This is a genomic window from Micromonospora sp. NPDC127501 (assembly GCF_040302185.1).
GTDB lineage: Bacteria > Actinomycetota > Actinomycetes > Mycobacteriales > Micromonosporaceae > Micromonospora.
Map to the genome: position 1 here is coordinate 307,855 of NZ_JBEORJ010000008.1, position 16,302 is coordinate 324,156.

Annotated in this window: 18 protein-coding genes and 1 pseudogene; 13 read left to right on the forward strand and 6 right to left on the reverse strand. The window is 72.1% G+C overall.

The genetic code is table 11. The annotated features are described in order from the left end of the window. Positions 1-26: 26 nt before the first annotated feature. Positions 27-518 carry a type II toxin-antitoxin system PemK/MazF family toxin gene (locus ABTW72_RS20540; RefSeq protein WP_350860956.1) on the forward strand — a complete coding sequence of 164 codons (492 nt, stop codon included), beginning with the start codon at positions 27-29 and terminating at the stop codon, positions 516-518. Here ABTW72_RS20540 and ABTW72_RS20545 read toward each other — a convergent pair. Then, positions 415-1,257 (reverse strand): flavodoxin family protein, encoded by an 843-nt coding sequence (locus ABTW72_RS20545; protein WP_350860958.1) that lies wholly within the window; start codon positions 1,255-1,257, stop codon positions 415-417. The genes ABTW72_RS20540 and ABTW72_RS20545 overlap by 104 nt on opposite strands. A 125-nt stretch (positions 1,258-1,382) precedes the next feature. Here ABTW72_RS20545 and ABTW72_RS20550 point away from each other — a divergent pair, with 125 nt between their 5' ends. Continuing rightward, complete coding sequence (locus tag ABTW72_RS20550) at positions 1,383-2,405, forward strand: phosphotransferase enzyme family protein (protein ID WP_350860960.1); 1,023 nt, start codon at positions 1,383-1,385, stop codon at positions 2,403-2,405. Positions 2,406-2,572: 167 nt separating this feature from the next. After that, a complete protein-coding gene (gene rox / locus ABTW72_RS20555; RefSeq protein ID WP_350860962.1) occupies positions 2,573-4,000 on the forward strand; it encodes a rifampin monooxygenase in 1,428 nt (475 codons plus the stop codon). Between the two features lie 4 nt (positions 4,001-4,004). Here the strand turns inward: rox and ABTW72_RS20560 are convergent, their stop codons facing one another. Then, positions 4,005-4,655, reverse strand: a complete 651-nt coding sequence (locus ABTW72_RS20560; RefSeq protein ID WP_350860963.1) for a GGDEF domain-containing protein — start codon at positions 4,653-4,655, stop codon at positions 4,005-4,007. A 264-nt stretch (positions 4,656-4,919) separates the two neighbouring features. Here ABTW72_RS20560 and ABTW72_RS20565 point away from each other — a divergent pair, with 264 nt between their 5' ends. From ABTW72_RS20565 to ABTW72_RS20590, 6 genes are all read left to right on the forward strand, one after another. Next, on the forward strand, positions 4,920-5,159 hold the full coding sequence (locus ABTW72_RS20565; RefSeq protein ID WP_350860965.1) for a DUF397 domain-containing protein: 240 nt from the start codon (positions 4,920-4,922) through the stop codon (positions 5,157-5,159). A gap of 148 nt (positions 5,160-5,307) precedes the next feature. After that, a complete protein-coding gene (locus tag ABTW72_RS20570) occupies positions 5,308-6,189 on the forward strand; it encodes a Sco1979 family transcriptional regulator (RefSeq protein WP_502892228.1) in 882 nt (293 codons plus the stop codon). A 197-nt stretch (positions 6,190-6,386) separates the two neighbouring features. Further along, positions 6,387-7,430, forward strand: a complete 1,044-nt coding sequence (locus ABTW72_RS20575; RefSeq protein ID WP_350860968.1) for a LacI family DNA-binding transcriptional regulator — start codon at positions 6,387-6,389, stop codon at positions 7,428-7,430. A 2-nt stretch (positions 7,431-7,432) separates the two neighbouring features. Next, entirely contained in the window at positions 7,433-7,636 is a 204-nt protein-coding gene (locus tag ABTW72_RS20580; RefSeq protein WP_350860970.1) for a hypothetical protein, read from the forward strand. 99 nt (positions 7,637-7,735) lie between these two features. Continuing rightward, the gene (locus ABTW72_RS20585) at positions 7,736-9,193 is read left to right on the forward strand and encodes a serine/threonine-protein kinase (RefSeq protein WP_350860972.1); all 1,458 of its coding nucleotides are present in this window, start codon (positions 7,736-7,738) and stop codon (positions 9,191-9,193) included. A 33-nt stretch (positions 9,194-9,226) separates the two neighbouring features. Continuing rightward, positions 9,227-9,868, forward strand: a complete 642-nt coding sequence (locus ABTW72_RS20590) for a histidine phosphatase family protein (RefSeq protein WP_350860974.1) — start codon at positions 9,227-9,229, stop codon at positions 9,866-9,868. Positions 9,869-9,913: 45 nt separating this feature from the next. Here the strand turns inward: ABTW72_RS20590 and ABTW72_RS20595 are convergent, their stop codons facing one another. Genes ABTW72_RS20595 through ABTW72_RS20610 form a run of 4 tightly spaced genes read right to left on the reverse strand, consistent with a single transcriptional unit; the run spans position 9,914 to position 12,551 of the window. Next, a complete protein-coding gene (locus ABTW72_RS20595; protein WP_350860976.1) occupies positions 9,914-10,414 on the reverse strand; it encodes a DinB family protein in 501 nt (166 codons plus the stop codon). A 44-nt stretch (positions 10,415-10,458) separates the two neighbouring features. Beyond that, complete coding sequence (locus ABTW72_RS20600; protein ID WP_350860978.1) at positions 10,459-10,899, reverse strand: VOC family protein; 441 nt, start codon at positions 10,897-10,899, stop codon at positions 10,459-10,461. Beyond that, the gene (locus ABTW72_RS20605) at positions 10,896-11,729 is read right to left on the reverse strand and encodes an MOSC domain-containing protein (RefSeq protein ID WP_350860980.1); all 834 of its coding nucleotides are present in this window, start codon (positions 11,727-11,729) and stop codon (positions 10,896-10,898) included. The genes ABTW72_RS20600 and ABTW72_RS20605 overlap by 4 nt, the downstream gene beginning before the upstream one ends. Before the next feature lie 9 nt (positions 11,730-11,738). Then, complete coding sequence (locus ABTW72_RS20610; protein WP_350860982.1) at positions 11,739-12,551, reverse strand: carbon-nitrogen hydrolase family protein; 813 nt, start codon at positions 12,549-12,551, stop codon at positions 11,739-11,741. On the opposite strand from ABTW72_RS20610, the gene ABTW72_RS20615 reads away from it, so the two are divergent. The 4 genes and pseudogenes from ABTW72_RS20615 to ABTW72_RS20630 all read left to right on the forward strand — a co-directional run. After that, on the forward strand, positions 12,550-13,332 hold the full coding sequence (locus ABTW72_RS20615) for a DedA family protein (protein WP_091406700.1): 783 nt from the start codon (positions 12,550-12,552) through the stop codon (positions 13,330-13,332). The genes ABTW72_RS20610 and ABTW72_RS20615 overlap by 2 nt on opposite strands. Positions 13,333-13,433: 101 nt before the next feature. After that, positions 13,434-14,612: a sensor histidine kinase gene (locus ABTW72_RS20620; RefSeq protein ID WP_350860984.1), complete on the forward strand. Its 1,179-nt coding sequence runs from the start codon at positions 13,434-13,436 to the stop codon at positions 14,610-14,612. Next, entirely contained in the window at positions 14,603-15,247 is a 645-nt protein-coding gene (locus ABTW72_RS20625; RefSeq protein ID WP_350860986.1) for a response regulator, read from the forward strand. Before ABTW72_RS20620 ends, ABTW72_RS20625 begins: the two co-directional genes overlap by 10 nt. 853 nt (positions 15,248-16,100) lie before the next feature. Further along, positions 16,101-16,302 (forward strand): annotated as a pseudogene (locus ABTW72_RS20630) (hypothetical protein); the annotation flags it as partial.

A 16,302-nucleotide genomic window follows, 5' to 3' on the forward strand; every position in this document is an offset into this window, starting at 1 on the left:
CTCCGGCGGCGGGTAGGCTGCCCGCCGTGGCTGGTCTGTTGAGGAATGTCGCGGCGCGTATCTCCCGGGTCGGTGCGGTGATCCCGTCGCCCCGGCGTACCGGGCCGGTGCCCGCGCAGGTGGCCCGCCGCCGTCAGGTGAGCGCGTTGCAGCGTCGGGAGCTGACCTACGCTCCGGAGCGGGACGGTCAGGCCGACCCGGGCGAGATCGTCTGGACGTGGGTGCCGTACGAGGACGACCCCCGCCAGGGCAAGGACCGGCCGGTGCTGGTCGTCGGGCGGCACAGTCGAACCCTGTTCGGGTTGATGCTGTCCAGCCAGAGCGAGCGGGACGGGCAGCGGCACTGGTTCGCGCTCGGGCCGGGGGAGTGGGACCGCGACAACCGGCCGAGCTGGGTCCGGCTGGACCGGGTGCTCACCATGCGCGAGGACAGCATCCGCCGGGAGGGCGCCGTGTTGGACCGGCCCCGGTTCGACCGGGTCGGGCAGGCGTTGCGCGCCGGCTACGGCTGGCGCTGACCGCCCGGTGCGGCTGGGGCGGATCGAGTAGCGAGCCGCGCGCCGGGCTCCTCCAGCAGTGGGGCAGCCCAGGCAGTGACACCTGGCGGTGAGGTCTATTCGCGGCTCGGGCCGACCGCGGCACTCTTCGCGTCCGGCGGCGGGTACGGCTGGTCGGCGAGGAGTCGGGCCAGGTGCGCGGTGTTGAGCGCCAGGGCCTTCGTGGTGCGGCCGGTGGTGTCGGGCTTGGGGCCGGCGTCGCGGTAGCCACGGTGTGCAGCGCCTCGCCGACCCAGTAGGTCGCGGCGGCGGCGGCGATGGTGAACCCGACCTCGTTGAGTGCCTGCTGCACCTCGCCGATGGTGTGGTGGGCGCCATCCTCGTTGCCGACCACGGCGACACCGGCGACCTTGCCGTAGGTGCGGAGTCGGCCCTCGGCGTCGGTCTCGGAGAGTTCGGCGTCGAGGCGTTCGAGGACCATCTTGCAGACGCTTGAGGGCTGACCGAGCCAGATCGGCGTGGCGATGATCAGCACCTGGGCTGCCATCAGCTTGGCGCGGATCGCCGGCCAACCGTCGCCGTCGCCCTCGTCCGTGGAGACCCCGAAACGCACGTCGTGATCGACGACCCGGATCATCTCGCCCTCCACACCCTGCGTGGCCAACTCGGCGAGCACTTCCCGACCGAGCTGCTCGGCGCTCGACGGCCCAGGCGACGGCTTGAGGGTGCAGTTGAGTACGAGGGCGCGGATGGTCGCCACGTCGGGTCCTCTCGGCGGTCGTGGTTCGCGTACTGCTTTGCCATACCCGGTTAGGACGTCTCAGAACACCCCGGCGACCGGCAAAACCGCTGGGTCGGTGGCCGGAGCGCTGGCATGGTGACCGCATGGTGCAGGACGACGCACGGCGGGTGGCCGATCAGGTACGGACGGGCTTCGGCCTGCGACTGTCCACGATGGAGTTGGTCACCTCCGGGGCGGACCAGCACGCCCGACTGTGGCTCGCTCAGGCCGCCGACGGCTCTCGGTATGCGGTCAAGCTGAGCGGTGGCGGCACCCCGGCCGGCCTGGTCGTGACGGCGTACCTGGCCGAGCAGGGGGTGCCGGGCATCGTCGCGCCGCTGCGGGCCGACGACGGGCGGCTGTCGATCGACCACGAGGGCCGCCGCCTCTCGGTGGTGCCGTGGGTCTCCGACCAGCGGGCGCTCGACGGTCCGATGACCGGCGCGCACTGGCACGCGTACGGTGAGGTGCTGGCCGCCGTGCACGAGGTGCCGGTGACCGACGAGCTGAGCCGGCTGCTACCGGCGGGCGGTGCCGCGTACCCCTCGATCGTGACAGCGACCCGCGCGATGGCCGCGCGGCTGCGCGACCCGGACCCCCTCGACCTCGCGGATCCGCTGGTCGTGGAGCTGGCGGGTGTGTGGTCCGCGGTGGCCGACCGGCTGGAGGTGCTGACCCGCGAGGTCGAGCGCCGCGCCGTCGACCAGCGCGACCGGCCCGGCGTGAACGTCGTCTGCCACGGCGACCCGCACCTGGGCAACCTGCTGCTCGGCGCGGACGGGCGGGTCTGGTTGATCGACTGGGACGACGCGGTGCTCGCCCCGCCCGAGTGCGACCTCATGTTCGTCCTCGGTGGGGTGCTCGCCTTCGCGCCGATCACCGCCGAGCAGCAGCAGGCCGTGCTCGCCGGCTACGGCAGGACCGACGTCGACCCGGTACGCCTGGCCTGGTTCCTCGCGGTCCGCGCGCTCGACGACCTCAGTGACTGGACCCGTCAGGCGCTGGACCTCGACGCCGAGGCGGCCGACCGCGGCCGGGCGGCGCGGATCGTGCGAGGGCTGGTGTCACCGGCGGGTCTCGTCACTCTCGCCCACGCCGCGTTGCGCGACAGCGACCGTCGGCTCTGAGCGGCGGCGGCCACATCGTCGTCTACGCCTGACAAAAAGTAAGGCAAAGAGCGGATTCGCTCTCTGCCACCTCCAACATATATCGCACCCGGGGCCTTGCGGCAAGACCCGGGTGGTGCCGCAGAATCTCCATCCGACGCCCAAATCTGGGAAAATCGGGGGATTCCATGATCGATGTCGTCATTGCTGGCGGCGGACCGACCGGCTTGATGGTGGCCAGTGAGGTGCGGCTGCACGGGCTGCACGCGCTCGTGCTCGAGAAGGAGACCGAGCCGACCAGCTACGTCCGCGCGCTCGGCCTGCACGCACGCAGCATCGAGGTGCTGGACCAGCGAGGTCTGCTGGAGCGGTTCCTCGCTCTCGGACAGCAGCACCCGGTCGGGGGCTTCTTCGCCGCGATTCCCAAGCCGTCGCCGGCCGGGCTGGACACCGCACACGCGTACGTCCTCGGCATTCCGCAGACCACCACCGACCGTCTGCTGAACGAGCACGCCAGCGAGGTCGGCGTCGAGATCCGGCGTGGCAGCGAACTCGTCGGGCTGAGCCAGGACGACCACGGGGTGACCGTGCGGTTGGCCGATGGCACGCAGTTGCGTACGCGCTATCTCGTCGGCTGCGACGGCGGTCGCAGCACCGTACGCGGGCTGCTCGGTGTCGGCTTTCCCGGCGAGCCCAGCAGCGTCGAGACACTGCTGGGCGAGATGGAGGTGGGCGTGCCGCCGGAGACGGTGGCCGACGTGGTGGCCGAGGTCCGCAGGACCCATCTCCGATTCGGTCTCGGGCCCCTCGGAGACGGGGTGTACCGCGTCCTCGTCCCGGCCGACGGGGTGGTCGAGGACCGCACGGTCGCACCGACCATCGACGACTTCAAACGCCAACTGCGGGTGTACGCGGGCACCGACTTCGGTGTCCACTCACCGCGCTGGCTCTCCCGCTTCGGTGACGCCACCCGGCTGGCCGAGCGTTACCGGGTCGGTCGGGTGCTGCTGGCCGGCGACGCGGCGCACATCCACCCGCCGACCGGCGGGCAGGGGCTCAACCTCGGCATCCAGGACGCGTTCAACCTCGGCTGGAAACTGGCCGCCGAACTCAACGGCTGGGCGCCGGAGGGACTGCTGGACAGCTACCACAGCGAACGGCATCCGGTGGCCGCGGACGTGCTGACCAACACCCGGGCGCAGATGCTGCTGCTCGCACCCGAGCCGGGGCCGCGGTCGGTGCGCCAACTGTTGTCGGAGCTGCTGGACTTCGAGGACGTCAACCGGTACCTGATCGAAAAGATCACCGCGATCGGGGTCCGCTACGACTTCGGCGCGGGCCACGACATGCTCGGGCGCCACATGCGTGACGTACGGCTGAGTCGGGGGCGCCTCTACGAGCTGATGCACGGTGGCCGCGGCCTGCTGCTCGACCAGACCGGCCAGCTCTCGGTCGCCGGCTGGGCGGAGCGGGTCGACCACGTCGTCGACGTCAGCGAGGAGTTGGACGTGCCCGCCGTGCTGCTACGGCCGGACGGCCACGTGGCGTGGGTCGGTGACGATCAGACCGATCTGCTCAGCCAGTTGGCCCGGTGGTTCGGCGCGCCGGTCACCTGAACGGTCAGCGCTCACCGAGGAACGCGCTGTCGACCAGTTGCCGGGGCGGCCGGGCGCCACCGAGGCTCTTCGCCTGGTACATGGCCGCGTCGGCGCGGCTGAGCGCGTCGGTGAGCTGGGCCGGGCCGGTCACCGGGGCGAGCCCGACGGACGCGGTGACCCGGACGCTGCACCCGCTCAGCCGGATCGGCGCGGCGACGGTCTCGCTGAGCCGGCGGGTCGAGTGCTCGATCCAGCGCCGGTCGACGGTGGGGCTGGAGAGCAGCCCGGCGAACTCGTCGCCGCCGAGGCGGGCCACGAGGTTGTCCCCGGCGAAGCCGGCGAGCCGTTCGGCCACACTGATCAGCACCTGGTCGCCGGCGGCGTGCCCGTACCGGTCGTTGATCTGCTTGAAGTCGTCCAGATCGAGCACCACGGCGATCAGCGGCTGGCCGGCGGCGTCGGTGAGCAACGCGGCTGCCAGGCGGTAGAAGGCACGTCGATTGGGCAGCCCGGTCAGCGGGTCATGGCTGGCGGCGTGCCGTTCGGCGGCCAGCTCGGCTTGGAGGTGACCGATCTCAGCCTCGGCGCGCACCGCCCGTCGGCGTAGTTGCCAGGAGGAGAGCAGCGCGCCCGCCGCGCAGACGCCGGAGGCGACACTCATCGGATCCGGCACGAACCCTCCCATCGCCGCGACCGCCTCCAGCCTTCGGTTGACGCGGCGCGCCGCGTCGGGCCCAGTTTTGCCTGATCGTTGCCCGTGTAGGGGTAACTCAAAGTGAACGGATGGGCACCGATCATGTGCGTTATCATGCTCGCCGTCGGATGCAGATGCAATAGCAGATGCACGTGCAGGACCGTCCAATGTCGATACCGCACCCCCTCGCCGTCACCGCTCCTCCCACGGCCACCGGCGGGCTCGTAACAGAAAGACGCCCCCATGCAGCAGCCACCCAATGGCGTACCGATCCACCAGTTGCCCCCGCTGAGCTGGCAGAAGAGTCGCCGCAGCAACCCCAGCGGCAACTGCGTCGAACTGGCCGAACTGCCCGAGGGAGGGGGCATCGCGGTCCGCAACTCACGGCACCCGGAAGGGCCGGCACTGATCTACACGGTCGACGAGATCGCCGCCTTCGTTCTCGGTGCGCGGGACGGAGATTTCGACCACCTGATCAACTGACCGTCCGGGGGTGGGTCGTCCCGGTGACGGGACCGATTCACCGGCGCGGAGGAGTTCATCTCACTGTCGGTCCATGGCATGCTTACACGTCGGCCGGGCCGGGGCGCCCGGCCGTCGTGGGTCGGTGTCCGGAGGTCCGCACGTGACGATGGTTCCCGCCGAGGGTGGCCCGACAACCGGGCCGACCGTGCTGCGCATGCTGCTCGGCGCCCAACTGCGCCGTCTCCGGGAGTCCAGCGGGGTGACCCGGGAGGGCGCCGGCTGGGAGATCCGCTCCTCCGAATCCAAGATCAGTCGGATGGAGCTGGGTCGGGTCGGCTTCAAGGAGCGTGACGTCGCCGACCTGTTGACCCTCTACGGCGTCACCGAGGACCACGAGCGCGACGCGCTGCTCAAGCTCGCGCGGGACGCGAACAGCCCCGGCTGGTGGCACCGCTACGGTGACGTGTTGCCGTCCTGGTTCCAGTCGTACCTGGGCCTGGAGGCCGCCGCCGCGCTGATCCGCAGCTACGAGGTGCAGTTCGTGCCCGGCCTCCTGCAGACCCGGGAGTACGCCCGGGCGGTCGTGCTTCTCGGGCACGGCGCGGCCGGTCCGGCTGAGATCGACAGGCGTGTCGCGCTGCGGATGCAGCGTCAGCAGTTGCTCCAGCGGGAAAACCCGCCGCAGTTCTGGGCCGTGGTGGACGAGGCGGCGCTGCGCCGGCCCATCGGCGGCGCCGAGGTCATGCGCGGTCAGCTCACCGCGCTCATCGAGGCGACCAAGTCGCCCCACATCCGGTTGCAGGTCATCCCGTTCGCCGCCGGTGGCCACGCCGCCGCCGGGGGCGCCTTCACCATCCTGCGCTTCGGCGACCAGGAGCTTCCGGACATCGTCTACATCGAACAGCTCACCAGCGCCATCTACCTGGACAAGCGCGACGATCTGGATTACTACGCGGTGGCCATGGAGCGGCTCTGCGTCGAGGCCGAGCCGCCCGAGCGTACGGCGGAGATCCTCGGCGGCCTGCTGGACGACCTCTACCCGGCCTGACTCCCGGCCGCGTCGGCCCTGGCCTGGTCAACGACCGTGGACAGTGGGCCGGCGTCAGCCCGCCTGCCCTGACCTGTGGCCCCGACGGGGGACTCTCAGCCAACGTATTGACCGAGCCCGACCGATCGGGCTAGTCTCTGTATCGATACAGACTGGATCGATACAGAGAGGTGCCGGTGAAGCCAACACTGCAAGCCGTGGCCGACGCCGTCGGCGTCTCGCGCAGCACCGTGTCCAACGCCTACAGCCGCCCCGACCAGCTCTCCGCCACCCTGCGTGAGCGAATCTTGGACGCCGCCCGGCAACTCGGGTACCCCGGCCCCAACCCCACCGCGCGCTCCCTGCGCCGAGGTTTCGTCGGGTCGATCGGGGTGCTGTTCACCTCGCAACTGTCGTACGCCTTCACCGACCCGTTCGCGGTCCGCTTCCTCGCCGGTGTCGGCGCGGCGGCCGAGCGGCACGGCACCAGCATGCTGCTGGTGCCGCTGCCTCCGGCGGTGACCGACGCCCGACGGGCGGTGGAGAACGCCGCCGTCGACGGGTTCTGCGTCTACTGCGTCGCCGACGAGGAATGGGCGTTGGACGTGATCCGCCAGCGCGGGCTGCCGTTCGTCAGCACTGCCGCCCGCGACGACGCCGGCGCCGACGAACGGTTCGTCGGCATCGACGAGCGCGCCGCCGCGCGCAGCGCCGCCGCGCACGTCGCTGGGCTCGGGCACCGTCGGGTGGCGCTGATCGCCGACTCCGTGCTGCCCGACGCGCCGGCCGGCCCGCTCGCCCTGGCCGGGGTCGACCAGGTGCGGCATCCGACCACCCGAGGTCGGCTCAGCGGGTTCGCCGACGCCTTCGCCGAGGTCGGCCTCAACTGGGCCGAGCTGACACTGGTCAACGTCCCCGGCAACAGCCGCCCGGCGGCAGCCGCAGCCATCGCCGGGCTGTTCGACCAGCCCGCACCGCCGACCGCCGTGCTGGCCGGCTCCGACGTCCTCGCGCTCGGTGTGCTGGACGCCCTGGCCGCACGGCCGGCCCATGATCGTCCCCCGGTCTCGGTGACCGGCTTCGACGACGTCCCCGAGGCCGCCGCGGCCGGCCTCACCACCGTCCGGCAACCGGCCGAGGAGAAGGGCCGGATCGCCGCCGAACTGCTGCTCGACCCGCCCGCGGACGCCGCGGCCGGTCACGTGTTGCTGCCCACCGCACTCGTCGTCCGGAGCTCCACCGGACCTGTCCCAAGGAGTTGACCATGGAACTTCCCACCGGATACATCACCGCGCTCGACGCCATGAGCCGGCACGTCAACTCGGCCCGACCGGACGCTCCGGTCCAGGTCGAGCACCCCCGCCGGGCCCTGCTCGCCCCGACCCGGCAGGCCACCGCCCTCGCCCTGCGCCGGCTCGCCGACCGCATCCAACCGCGACCGCTGCCCAGCACGCCGCGCTGCTCCTGACCCCGCACCAATCCCATTCCGGTACGCACGGGACGAACAGTGTGGGTCCGGGCACGCAGAGTGGTCGAGTGCGGTGTTGCCAGGCAGACTGGTGAAGCCATGTCACCACTCACGCCCACTCTCCGCCTCCACGACCGCTACGTACTGCACGAGCGGATCGGTCTCGGTGGCATGTCCGAGGTGTGGCGAGGCGACGACGAGGTGCTCGGGCGGCCAGTCGCGATCAAGGTGCTCGCCGGACAGTTCGCCACCGACCCGCAACTGCGGGCCACCATCCAACGCGAGGCCCGCGCGGCCGCCCGGCTGACCCACCCACACGTGACCCAGGTGTACGACTACGCCGAGGCGACACTGGCCGGCGGCGTCGTGGTCCCGTACCTGGTGATGGAGCTCGTCGACGGTCACAACCTGGCCGACCGGCTGCGGACCGGGCCGCTGCCCTGGCCGGAGGCGGTCCGGGTGGCCGGGCAGATCGCCGCCGCGCTCGCCGCCGCGCACCGCATCGGTGTCGTGCACCGCGACGTCAAGCCCGGCAACGTCATGCTCACCGACACCGGCGCCAAGGTGCTCGACTTCGGCATCGCCGTGCTCGGCGGCCTCGACAGCCAGTCCGGCGAACCGTTGATGGGCACCCCCGCCTACTTCGCCCCGGAACGGCTGACCGCCGGCCCGCCCGACCCGGCGAGCGACGTGTACGCCCTCGGCGCACTGCTCTACCGCACCCTCACCGGGCGGGCGCCACTGCCCGTGCAGAGCTGGGAGGACGCGCTGGAGGTGCACCGGCGGGGCACGCCGGTGCCGCCGCTGCGGGTGCCCGGCCTCCCCGCCGACATCGCCGAGCTGACCGTCGCCTGCCTCGCCGCCAACCCGGCCGACCGGCCGAGCGCCGCGCATCTGGCCCGCCGCTTCGGCGCCGGTCAGCCGGTCGAGCCGCCCACCGAACTGTTGCGCATCCGGCCGGCCGCCCACCCGCCCACCCTGATCGACCGGTCGATGGTGGCCCGCCCCGACCCGGCAACCGCCGCGCCGGCCCGGCGCCGGTCGCGTCGGCCCCTCGCCGCGCTCGTCGCGGCCGTGCTCGCCATGCTGGTCGGCGTCGGCGTCCTGCTCGCCGAGAATCCGTTCGGCGACCCGGGCACACCCGACCCGGCCGAGATCGCCGCCGCGCCGTCGACCTCGGCGCCGGCCCCCGCGCCCACGACGCACTCGCCGACGCCGGCCGCACCGTCCTCACCGCCCCCCGCTGCCAGCACCGCGCCCTCGACCGTCGGGCAGCAGCTACCGGTCAGCTTCCGGGAGGTGAGCAGCGAGTTCGCCGCCGTCCTCGCCACAGCGGTCGCCCGCGATGACGTCGACCGGGAGACCGCCGAAGATCTGCGGGACGACCTCGCCGACCTCAATCGCCGCACCAGGGACCGCGCCGACCGTGTCGCCGACCTACGCGACCACATCGCCGAGCTGGTGCGGCGGGGCCGCCTAGCAGCGCAGACGGGCGCGAAACTGGACGCTCTGCTCGCCCGGGCCGACAGCTTCTCCACCAGCCGTACGGACGACTGATACCTCCGTCGATACCGCTGGCATGATGTCCCGATGCGGACACGTCTGATCTTCGTGCGACACGGCGAGTCGGTCCACCAGCTCGAAGGAATCGTCGGTGGGCCACGTGGCTGTCGGGGCCTCACCGCCCGCGGCCACGAGCAGGCACACGACCTGGCCAACCGGCTCACCGGCGAGGTCGCCGCCGACGGGCCGGTGGCGGTCTACTCGTCCGTGCTGCGCAGGGCAGTCGAGACCGCGCAACCGATCGGCGCGGCGTTCGGCGTCCGGCCCGTGGCCGACTGTGGTCTCTGCACCTGGCACACACCCCCGTACGCCGACGGCCTGCCGACCGCCCTCTTCCGTACCGACCACGCGGTGGCGGGTGGCGGCGTGTTCCGACCGTTCGAGGAGGGCAACGAGAGCTGGGCCGAACTGGTCGTCCGCGTCAGCCGCGCGATCATGGAGATCGCCCACCGGCACCGGGGCTCCACAGTGGTCCTGGTCGGCCACAGCGAGACCGTCGAGGGCGCCTTCCACGCGCTCGGCGCGCAGCCGGTCTTCCGGGCGTTCGACCTGGACGTGCCCCCGGCCTCGATCACCGAATGGACCACCGACCACGACCCCGGCGGTTGGCCGCCGGCCCGCTGGACCCTGCGCCGCTTCGCCGACATCGGCGGGTGGGCCAGAGGCTGAACCAGGCCACGAAGCGCGCGACCGGCTCCGGCCGGCGGCGCGCGCCTAGTCGGCGGCCAGGATCTGCTCGCGCAGGATCTCCGCGTGCCCGCAGTGCTGGGCAAGCTCGCGCAGCACGTGCAGGTAGACCCAGCGCAGCGGCAGCGGGCCGCGCCGGTTACCGCGAAGCACGTCGTCCAGACCCAGCGTGGAAGTCGCGCGGCGGGAGGCCTCGCAGGCCTCGCGGTGCGCCTGCTGGATGCTGGCGATCGTGTCGTCGTCGCTCAGGATGAACGACTCGTCCGGCGTCGCGGGGATGCCGATCTCGGCCCGGGGCCGACACGTGACGGCCTCGTCGAACCAGACCTTCTCCACGAACGCGGCGTGCTTCACCAGACCCAGCAGCGTCGTCCGGGACGGCACCAACGACCGGCGCGCCTGCTCCTCGGTCAGCCCGTCCAGGTAGCCGTTGAGCGCTCTGCGGTGCTCGTCGATGAACGCCTCGAACTGCGTCTGGGCCGACTGGCCGACGACATCATCGGCGAAGGTCGGAGGAAAGGAGGTCATTCCCGAAGCATTTCAAGGTCATCGTCGGCGCGCAAACACCATACTCAGCCGAAGGAGAGGAGAGCGCCGCGCTCGTCGAAGCATGCCGTGCCCGCCCAGGCGATCTCCCAGCGGTTGCCCTCCGGGTCGGCGATGTAACCGGAGCGCCCACCCCACGGTCGGTCGATCGGCTCCGCCACCACGGTCGCGCCCGCCGCGACAGCCGCGGCGAACGCCGTGTCGACCTCGTCGCGGCTGTCAACGATGCTGGCCAGGGTGACGCCCGACCACCCGCCCGCTGGATCGGGCGCGCCCGGCGCCGCCTCGGCGGCCAGCTCCGTTAGGGGGAAGAGCGCGAGCAGGACGCCACCGAGCAGGAACGCCGACCAGTTGGCGTCGCTGGCCGGCAGCTCGGGCCAGCCCAACGACCGGTAGAACGACCGCTGAAGACCCATGTCGCGTACGCCCAGAGTGATAACGGACAGCCGAGGAGGGACAGCACTCATGGACCGACGATAACGCGATCGCCGTCCGCCAGCCGTCCAGAACGCACCACAGTGGCGTACGCGCCGACACACGGCTGGGGACCCATTCCGGGCAGCGGTTCGATCCGGTTGAGCCGGGCGGGCACCCGCAGCGCCTCGGTCTCGCGGGGCAGCGGGCCGTGCGCGAGCGTCGGCACCGCGCAGCGCGGCGTCGGGGCGAGCACGCGTAGCACCAGGTCCGGTCCGACGCGCAGTTCCCGGCCGACCCAGTCGTTCTCGGCGAAGGCATCCGTGCCCGCGTCGAGCACCAGGTTGGGCCGGTAGCGTTCCACCGTCCCCGCCCCGGGCGGTAGGTGCCCGGCGATTCGATCCAGGGTCGCGGTGGTGACCAGGTGGATGGCAGCGAAGTCGAAGAAAGTCCCGGGCAGCACCGACCCGAGCCGGCTCTCGTCGGCCGGGACCTCGTCGGTGAGGCCGGCGGCGAGCACCGCCTCCGGGCGGGACCGCAGCAGGGTGGCGCCGGGCGGTACGGCGTCGACGAGGGTCACCGCGCGGCCTACCGCCGCGCTGAGCGCCGTGTCGATGTCGGGGTCCCCGCTCGACAGGTGCCGGCCGTCGGGCAGGGTGATCCGTACCGGATCGGTCACCCCGCCGGTCGCTCGTAGCGTGAGCAGGCCGCGCCAGCGATGTGGTTGTTTGGCGCTGGCCACCCGGCCACTGGTCTGATCCAGCAGGGCCAGCACGCGGTCACCCGCGACGCCGGTCGCGCTGATGTCGGCGGCCGGGGTCCGCTCTCCGAGCAGCGACTTCACCGGGTACCGCCGCAGCTGCACGACTCGTCCGGAGATCATTCCGTCACCCTAACCGCGCCCGTCGACGCCCCGGTCGGGTGATGTGAGGCTGGCACTGACCGACTCGCCCGGGTCGGTGCCCGCGCGGGCGTACACCTCGCCGTCCGGCGTCCAGACGCCCGACCGGCCCGCCGCCTCGGTGTAGCCCCCGCCGGTCGATCCGGCGAAGCTCGCCACCGCCACCCAGACCCGGTGCGCGGTGGTGATCCGGTGCACCCGCTGGTCTATCACGGCGGCGTCGCGGGCCGACTCCAGGACGCCCGCCGCGTACACGTCGATCCCGAGCGCGGCCGTCCGGTCCGCGTGCGCGGCCACGCCGGTGTCCTTGCAGATCGCCAGCCCCACCCGCCATCCGTCCACATCGAGCACGACCGGCGCGTCGCCGGGCCGGAAGCGACGGGCCTCCGCGTCCCCCAGCCACATCTTCCGGTACGCCACCGTCGCACCGCCGCCGGTCACCGCCAGCATCGCGATGTGGTCGCCGGAGACCGGAGCACCGACCAGGGCCAGCGCATCCGCCTCGGCGCACGCCTCGACCAGCGGCCCCAGCCGCGGGTCGTCGACCGACACGACCGGCGCGTCCAACTCGTACCCGGTCAGCGACAGCTCCGGAAAGACCACCACCCGGGCGCGCGCCGCGCGGACCGCGGCGGCGTGCGCCCGCGCGTTTGCCGCGACGTCCAGGGGTACGCACGGCGGCTGGACCACCGTGAGCCGCAGCGGGGTGCGGCTTTCCGCACCCTTACCGGTGTGGTCGACCCCTGCGGCCGGGCGGTCGGCCCCATGGTCGACTCTCAGGATGACTTCGTAACGTGGGCGCATGATTCGAACGTCCCACGCCGTGTTCGCCACCGGAACCCCCGCCGCCGCAGCGGAACCACCACAGGACGGGATCGTCGGCTACGTCACTGACCTGGTGGAACGGCTCGGCGGGCCGGGTGCCGGCCTGGCGGTGGCGTTGGAGAACCTCTTTCCGCCGATCCCCAGTGAGGTGATCCTGCCGCTGGCCGGGTTCGTCGCGGCGCAGGGACGGATGAGTCTGGTCGGTGCGATCTTCTGGACCACGCTGGGTTCGGTGGTGGGCGCGCTCGCGCTCTACCTGATCGGCGCGGCCCTGGGGCGCGACCGGATGCGCGCCATCGTCTCCCGGCTTCCGCTGGTCAAGCTCAGCGACGTGGACCGGACCGAGGCGTGGTTCCTGCGGCACGGTGTGAAGGCTGTCTTCTTCGGCCGAATGATCCCGATCTTCCGGAGCCTGATCTCCATTCCGGCCGGCGTGGAGCGGATGCCGGTGACCACGTTCCTGCTCTACACCACGCTCGGCAGTCTGATCTGGAACACCACCTTCGTGCTCGCCGGCTACCTGCTGGGCGACAACTGGCACCTCGTCGAGGGCTACGTGGGCACGCTCCAGAAAGTGGTGATCGTGGTCTGCGTGGCGGCGGCCGCCTGGTTCGTCGGGTCCCGCGTGTTGAAGGCCCGCCGCGCCGCCCGCAACCCGGAGCCGACCGAGCCCGAGCAGAGCGCACTGAACGGGATGCCCGACCCGGGGGGTCGCGGCACCCTCTACCGAAGCGGATCGTGGGCCTCGGACGAGCGCTAGCCAACCCTCTTCTGGTTTCCTTTGCTCTGCTGCCCCCACGCGCCACCCGGGGGTCGCCCGCGGGCGGGTCAGATGGCGCAGCGCAAGGGGGAGCAGACCCGGTGCGGAAGGCGGGCGAGGTGGTGGGGGAACGGCGAACCGGCAGGTGGTGGCTTCGGCTCCGGCTGCCGCTCGGCGTCGCCATCGGCATCGCGACGGCCGCCGTCGAGATCGCCTTCCTCGCCGTCGCGGCCGCCGCGTGCAGTGTGCGCGCGGTCGCGCCTGCGGCCGGCCGTCGGGTTGCTGGCCTGACCGACCGGTACGGGAGGCGGCTGGTGCGGATGGAACATCGCCGCCTCGTCGGGCTGCTCGCCGCGGAGGATCTGCCCGCGCCGAACACCGTGGCGACCCGACGGCAGCTCGGCTACCTGGCCGCCCGACTGTTACCCGGCACGCTCGGCCTGCTGGCGTACGCCGTGCTCGGCGTCGGCGTGGTGCTGGCCGGGATCGTGCTGCGCGCGGCGGTGCGTGGAGAGCTGACCCTCCTCGACGCCCTGTCCCAGATCGCCGTCGGGGCGGTGCTGCTACTGCTCAACGTTCAGGCCGTCGCCAGCATCGCCGCGCTGGACATCCGGCTGGCGCGACGGCTGCTCGGGCCGGGAAGTCGGGCGGAGCTGACGCGGCGGGTCCACGAGCTGACCACCAGCCGGGCCGGGGTCATCGCCGCCGTCGACGCCGAACGGCAGCGCATCGAACGCGACCTGCATGACGGCCTCCAACAGCGGCTGGTCGCCCTCGGCATGCTGCTCGGCCGGGCCCGGCGCGCCCGCGACGCCGACCGCACACACGCACTGCTCGCACAGGCCCACGAGGACGTGCAGCGGGCCATCGAAGAGTTGCGCGAGGTGGCGTGGCGGGTCTACCCGTCCGCACTGGACGACAGCGACCTGGGTGAGGTCCTCGCCATCGTCGCCCGCGGATCCGAGGTCCCGGTGCGGATCCGCTGCGAGCTGCCCGTCCGCCCCGAGCGGCAGGTGGAGACGGTGCTGTACTTCGTGGCCTGCGAGGCGCTCACCAACGCCGCGAAACACGCCGCCGCTACCCTGGTCACTGTCGATATCGGAGTACGGGATGGGTGGATCCGGATGCGCGTACACGATGACGGCGTCGGCGGGGCGAAGCCGACCGGACGCGGTTTGTCCGGGCTTGCGCGTCGGGTCGCCGCGCTGGACGGCCGGCTGCTGGTGACCAGCCCGGCCGGCGGTCCGACGACGGTGCTGGCGCAGCTGCCGTGCGACTAGTCCTCGCCGAAGACTCGACGCTGCTGCGGGAGGGCCTGACAAGGCTGCTCGCCGACGAGGACCACGAAGTGCTCGCGGCGGTCGGGACCGCCGATCAGCTTGTCGAGGCGGTCGGACGATCCCGTCCCGACGTGGTCGTCACCGACGTCCGGATGCCACCCAACCACACCGATGACGGGCTACGGGCCGCCCTGGAGATACGTCGTCGGTGGCCCGACACCGGCGTCCTCGTGCTCTCCCAGTACGTCGAGCGGCGTTACGCCGGGCGGCTGCTCGCGGACCGTCCCGAGGGAGTCGGCTACCTGCTCAAGGACCGGGTCGCCCAGGTGGACGACTTCCTCGACGCACTCGACCGGGTCGCCGCCGGAGGCACCGCCCTCGACCCGGAGGTGGTCCGTCAGGTGGTGGCCGGCTCGGCCCGGCCCGACCCGTTCGGTCGGCTCACGCCGCGGGAACGGGACGTGTTGCACGAGATGGCCCAGGGCCACACGAATCTCGCCATCGCCCAGCGGCTACATGTCTCGCAGAGCGCGGTCGAGAAGCATGTCAACGCCATCTTCGACAAACTCGACCTCGCGCACACAACGGGCTACAGCCGGCGAATCCTCGCAATCCTGCGCTACCTGGGCAGCTGACCCGCCCAGCTCACCGACCGGACACGGCGGCCGGCCCGACGTACGGGATTGCAGGCGCGGGCACGCGTGGGCCTGGCCCGGTATGCAGGATCGGAGGCCGGGCCCGCTGTCTGGGCCGGCATGTGGATCGGAGGCCGGGTACGCGCGGGCCGGCCGGTATGCAGGATCGGAGGCCGGGCACGCGCAAGCCGGGGCTCGGCATGATCGACTCGGGTTTTGTGAAGTCGGGGGGTCCGGGTGTCCGGGATGCCCCGACTTCCGTGAACCCGAGTGGATCACCGGGTGGGGGCCGGTTCGGCGCGGCGGGCCCGGTGTTGGGCGGGTGGTTTGTCCGTCGGTGCGTGCTTTGGGGTGTGGTCGGGCGCGCTCGTGGGCCGGAATCATGGCCGGGTCGGGGTCGTTACATACCCTGACGATCGCAGTACCACCGACCCGCCGCCCGACCCTGTGGGGGCTGGTCGCGCGGGTGGGAATGCCAGCCCGCGCCCGGTCGTTGCAGTCGCCACGAACGACCGACGGGCGCCGCCTCGATGAGGGTGCCAGCGGGTGGGCCGCCCCCGGAATGACCCCGGCCCCCCGGTCGTTGCAGTCCCCACGAACGACCGACGGGCACCGCCACGACGAGGGTGCTGATGGATGGGCCGCCCCCGGAATGACCCCGGCCCGACGGTCGTTACACAGGGACCGGCGCCGTGAGCCCCCCGGCTCGCCAGGTCGCCGACCCCGACGCCCGACAGGGCGTCACCCCCCAAACTTTTCCTCTTTGTTTGTGCAGCGCCGGACGAGGTGCTCACACCCCACCGTCCCCCCTTTTGGCGGTGTGGGTGTCCTACCCCCGAAGGAGCTACCCCTCATGAACACGATCATGCGTAAGAGCGTCCTGTCTGTTGCTGGTCTCGCGTTCGCCGGTGGTGTGTTCGCCGGCCCGATCGCCGTCCACGCCAACCCGGTCGATGCCAAGCCGGTCGCGGTGGCCGTGCAGTCGGGGGCGCCGAAGCCGCAGGGCGAGCAGTCCCACATCAGCCTCAACGACGAGCAGACCGCGAACGTGAAGG